Origin of the sequence: Rathayibacter sp. AY1H2 (assembly GCF_002931985.1) — a bacterium.
Lineage (GTDB): Bacteria > Actinomycetota > Actinomycetes > Actinomycetales > Microbacteriaceae > Rathayibacter.
In genome coordinates, this window is the sequence record NZ_PSUV01000042.1 from 1 (window position 1) to 1,151 (window position 1,151).

Here is a 1,151-nt window from a genome sequence, read left to right on the forward strand (position 1 = left end):
TCGGCGGTGCTCCGTCACCGCTGCGCGGGCGGAGCTCGCGCCCCCGGAACGGGGATGCCGGGGAGTGTGAGGGGGTCGCCCCTCACGGGCCGGCCCGGAAGGCCGGCCCGCACCGCGCGGCTACCGGTCGGCGGGCTCGTAGCAGTTGGCGCAGTCGCACGGCCCGCCGGGGTTCTCCGTCCGCTCGACGGCCGCGATCTGCGCGGCCTGCTCCGCCGGGGAGAGCGCCTGCCACCCCTCATCCACCCGCCGGTTCGACTCGATGCGTGCCGCGCGCTCGTCCAGCGTCTCCGGGGTCGGGGTGAGGAAAGCGGCCAGGGCCGCGCCGGTGTCCTGCTTCTCGGCGGGGGTGAGGAACGCGATCAGCGCGGCGGCGTAGGCGGTGCCGTCGTCGGTGACCGGGAATCCGCCGGGGGCCCCTTCTCCGGGCAGGGTGAGCGTGTTGCGGATGTGCGCGAGGATCTCGGCGTCCGCGGCGGTCGCGTCGTCGTCGGACTCGGCGCGGCGGGTGTCGAGGATGAGGGCGAGCTGTTCGGCCGTGGCGCGGCCGGTGTCGGTGCGGGTCATGGTGTGGTCCTCTCAGCGGCTCATGAACGGGGCGACGCGGCGGATCGCTGCGCGGCGAGCGTGGGTGACGCAGTGGCGGAACGAGCCGCTGGTGATGCCGTGCAGCTCGTCGGAATGCCACGCCTCCCAGACACCGGACTTGCGGCGGGTGACGAGCACGGAGGGCATCGTCCTGGGGTCGGTGCCCACGACGCGGATGCTCACCGCGCGGGTGTTCGCGAGCGTGAGATAGGTCTTAGCCGTGGTCTGCAATTCGGTGGCGGTCTGCATGGTGTGGGTGCTCCCTCTGGCTGATCGTTTTTCTTTGCCTCTCCGGCGGGAAGAACCGTTTGAGTGGAGGCGGCGGAGTGACGCCCATTCCGGGCGAAATAAGGGAGCGCAGCGACCGCGTCCGGAATGGGTGGCGCGGAGCCGGTGGAGCGAAATAGGTTTGAACCGCGGAGAGGTGAAGAAAACGGGGAATCGGGCCGCGTAGCGGCCTCCCCTCGGCGGTGCTCCGTCACCGCTGCGCGGGCGGAGCTCGCGCCCCCGGAACGGGGATGCCGGGGAGTGTGAGGGGGTCGCCCCTCACGGGCCGGCCCGGA

2 protein-coding genes are annotated in these 1,151 nt (G+C 72.5%); both read right to left on the minus strand.

Annotated elements, in window-relative coordinates; all coding sequences use genetic code 11:
* Nucleotides 1–120: 120 nt before the first annotated feature.
* Entirely contained in the window at nucleotides 121–567 is a 447-nt protein-coding gene (locus tag C5C29_RS16735; RefSeq protein ID WP_104225216.1) for a hypothetical protein, read from the minus strand.
* Nucleotides 568–579: 12 nt separating this feature from the next.
* Entirely contained in the window at nucleotides 580–837 is a 258-nt protein-coding gene (locus tag C5C29_RS16740) for a hypothetical protein (RefSeq protein WP_104308595.1), read from the minus strand.
* Nucleotides 838–1,151 lie beyond the last annotated feature (314 nt).